General features: G+C 35.6%; 3 protein-coding genes. All 3 read right to left on the bottom strand.

The features are described 5' to 3' along the window. Positions 1-11 precede the first annotated feature (11 nt). Entirely contained in the window at positions 12-1,403 is a 1,392-nt protein-coding gene (locus HMPREF0520_RS00330; RefSeq protein ID WP_006728902.1) for an MFS transporter, read from the bottom strand. A 674-nt stretch (positions 1,404-2,077) separates the two neighbouring features. After that, positions 2,078-3,232 (bottom strand): NAD-binding protein, encoded by a 1,155-nt coding sequence (locus HMPREF0520_RS00325; protein WP_006728901.1) that lies wholly within the window; start codon positions 3,230-3,232, stop codon positions 2,078-2,080. Beyond that, positions 3,222-3,489, bottom strand: a 268-nt coding sequence (locus tag HMPREF0520_RS00320) for an HD domain-containing protein (RefSeq protein WP_428829111.1), incomplete at its 5' end; no start/stop codon positions are given. The genes HMPREF0520_RS00320 and HMPREF0520_RS00325, both read right to left, overlap by 11 nt.

Raw genomic sequence — 3,489 nt, 5'->3', positions numbered from 1 at the left:
ATCTAAACTCATTACTCTTTACCTCCTTTAATTACTTTATTTCGTAAAGCTACCAAGCATAGAGAAATTGTGAATACGGCAACAAAAAACAAAATCAAGAAATTGATTGATAACCCCAATTTTGTCCCTGAAATTATACTCCCTTGTTGTTTCTGCAATAGAGAAATAACAGATGACGATATTGCAATTCCAACTGCTCCTGAATAAGCTTGAACCGTCATATAAATCGAATTACCATCATTTACTAACCCAGCAGGTAATTGAGACAAACTATAGGTCATGATGTTACTGTAGCTAAAGCTCAATCCCACCATAAAAAGCATATATATTAAAACCAGCCCGCCAATACTTGGTGTAAATAGGTTGGCACCCAAAAAGGTCAGTCCAATGATTGTACAGCCACTTATAATGGGTAAGCTGGGTGTAGTTTTATCGTAAATAATACCAGCAACCACCGATAGTACTGCATCAATCACAGCAGCAGGTGCAACTAGGAATCCTACCAAGCCAGGTGACTGGTCAAAAAGTATTTGTAGCACATTAGGGATTAAGTATGACATACTCAAAGAACTGAATTGCAATAGAAAAAAGGCACTTAACAACTGCAAAAAGCGTTTGTTTTTAAACAGAGCTAATTCCAACAATTTGTGGCTCTTATTTTTTTCATTAAGAAGGAAAAGCAAGCCGCTAAAGAAAACGGTTCCTAGTAAAATCAAATTAAATTTCAAAGAGCTACTATTAGCAGTCAAGTTAACAATAAACATCAACGCCGTTGACAAAAAAATGGTCAAGCAAATGCCCCCACGGACATCAAAGGGAACGTAATGAATCGGTGAACTTTGTTCAATACTAAGCTCACCAAGCAGCCAAGTAACAATAATCATTGGTATTAAAATTATAAATAGAAAATGCCAGTTTAATGTGTCCTGAATTATACCGCCATATATGGGCCCCACTGCTGGTGCCAAGGCAATAACTAAGCTACCTATCCCCATAAAAGTGCCAACTTTCTCCTTTGGTACTTTATGTAGTATGACAGCAAACATCAAGGGTAATGCGATTCCATCGGCAATGCCCTGACATAGACGGCCTAGCAAAACTAAATTAAAGCTGTTGGAAAAGCTGGCAATCAATGTACCTACTAAAAAGCTTAAGCACGAAACTCTAAATAAGGTTACCACACGAAACCGTTTTAAAAAGAATGAGCCCAATGGAATTAAACTAGTTGAGACTAACATGTATCCAGTAGTCAACCATTGAACTTGATTGATGGGTATAGAAAAATACTTTGTTAATTGTGGGAAGGTTATGTTTAACGATGTTTCAACAACTATTCCTAAAAAGCTTAAAAGACCAATCGAAATTATTGCACTCAATAATTTGCTGTGTTTCTCTTGAAACAAGAATGACACCTCCCGAACATCACATATAGATTTTTTACATATATTATATCACTGTATATGGTATTTAAGCCGTGGCTCCTATATTTTCAAGAACGAACAATAGTTCCTCTAGCCTTTGAGAAACTACACTTAAAATAGTCGTAAGTCCGTTATAGCCATGCTATAATGTAGACAGAAAAAAGGAAGCCCCGTTGAAAACAGGACTTCCCACGCAAGTCGCTTCAAAGGCGGTGGCGAAGTTAATAAGACAGCATTAAGCTACCCTGAACTGGCCAAAGTTACGCAGGGCGGCTTTTTATTTATGGTGCTTGTCGATATAGCTGAGTAGCACGATTAAAAACGTGTTAAACAGCAATATCAACTAGAGTATTTGGAAGACACTCATTTACTGTGACACCTTCCTGAAGATTATTACATGTTCCCATGGTCCTCACCTCGCAAGGGAAAAGACAGCCATTAAAACTTCTTGCTTAATCTATTTATACAGAAACTTTGACAAGGAAACCGAATTTCATCTTAATATTGTTATCAACTGTTCCAATGAAAGTTGCACTTAATAAGGTATTTTTAATACTACGATCAAAGTTTAGCAGCAACTAAAAGCAGCTTAGAATCTCTTTGTCGGTGGCAACCAGAGCTTATTTGTATAATTCTTTAAGTTTTTTTCATTTAATTCAACTTTTAACAAATTTGAATATCTCTACCAACCATTCTTTAGCAATTTTTTCTCTGTCGTTTTCATTTAATTCAACAATTCCCTGATTTTCTTCACCTGAAATGTCTTTTTGTAGTATAACTGCCATTTCAGCCTGTGTTAATTGGACATAGGAAGCTAATGTTGATATAGAGTATGTGAAATTAATTGCGTTCCCTGAATTTGCTAGAATAACAGTCTTATTGCTTTTGGTTTTTAAAATTCTATACCCACCATTGTGTCCATAGTGGGGTAATTCGTTGATTATTTGACTATTTTTAAAAGTATCGTCCGCTGAAGTTACAGAAAAGCTATATAAAGTATGTTTCAAATCCAATTTTTTTAGTTGAAGAGCATCAATAGACTTCTCCCCATTAGCTATATACACAATATCAATGTCAATTAGCTCAGTATATATATCATTAGTTATTTGGTACCCATGGGCTAATGCATTAGCTAATCGTATTGCTCTTTTATCAGCAACTATGACTATTGCACCACGTTTTCTTAAATTATCCGCTATACTGGATCCAACTTTACCATAGCCAATAACTAGTGCTTTCTTGCCTAAAAGCGTCGTTCCATAATCTGCTAAAAAGATTTCGGATTTGACTACAATCTCATGTCCAACCAAAAAATCTTCCTCAATTTTTAAAGAACTTCTTGCCACTGATAGTATTGGGACTGATATTGAATTATTGGACAGCTTATCTTCATACTTTTGGTAGCCATTTTCCGTATCCTCGATTATTTTAACCAATTGACCTTTAAACTGTTTCTGAATGTCACTTAATCTGGGTACAAAATACCCACCAATATCAATAATTGCAAACGTGTCCTTTCCGACAATTTTCTTTATCCAGTTAGGTGTATCAACGTCTGCTAATTCTTTCCTAGAAACATCTAATATTGTACAAGTCTTTGATAAATGTTTAAGGACTTTACGATCGATACTTTTAGGCTTGGGTATAAAGTACACTTCGTAGTGTTCACATAAATAGTCTATAAAATCCAAACTGTTAATCACGGCGTGCTCTACGACAAGGAGTTTTTTGGGATTAGACTGTCCTTTATTAAAAAGTGTAGCGACTTTTTCGAAATACGATTTATCTAATAGATACTCATTATGTCTCATCTTTTACACCTGTTTCCATTTGGAATTCAGATAAGAAATCACGCATATACTTTGTTCGACGAATGGCTTCAAGCTTTCCCGTTCTGGTATTCATTAAACTTGCTAATTTCAGCAGCTTTTCATAAAAGTGATTGATAGTTGTACTTTTGTGATGGCGATAATCATCGTGTGTTTTGATTTCCTTCACTAATATTTTGGGATCATATATTTCCTGTCCAGCGTGCCCGCCGTAAGCAAATGCACGTGCTATGCCGATT

It is taken from the genome of Lactobacillus iners DSM 13335 (assembly GCF_000160875.1).
GTDB lineage: Bacteria > Bacillota > Bacilli > Lactobacillales > Lactobacillaceae > Lactobacillus > Lactobacillus iners.
This window is presented reverse-complemented; position numbering and strand designations above follow the sequence as displayed.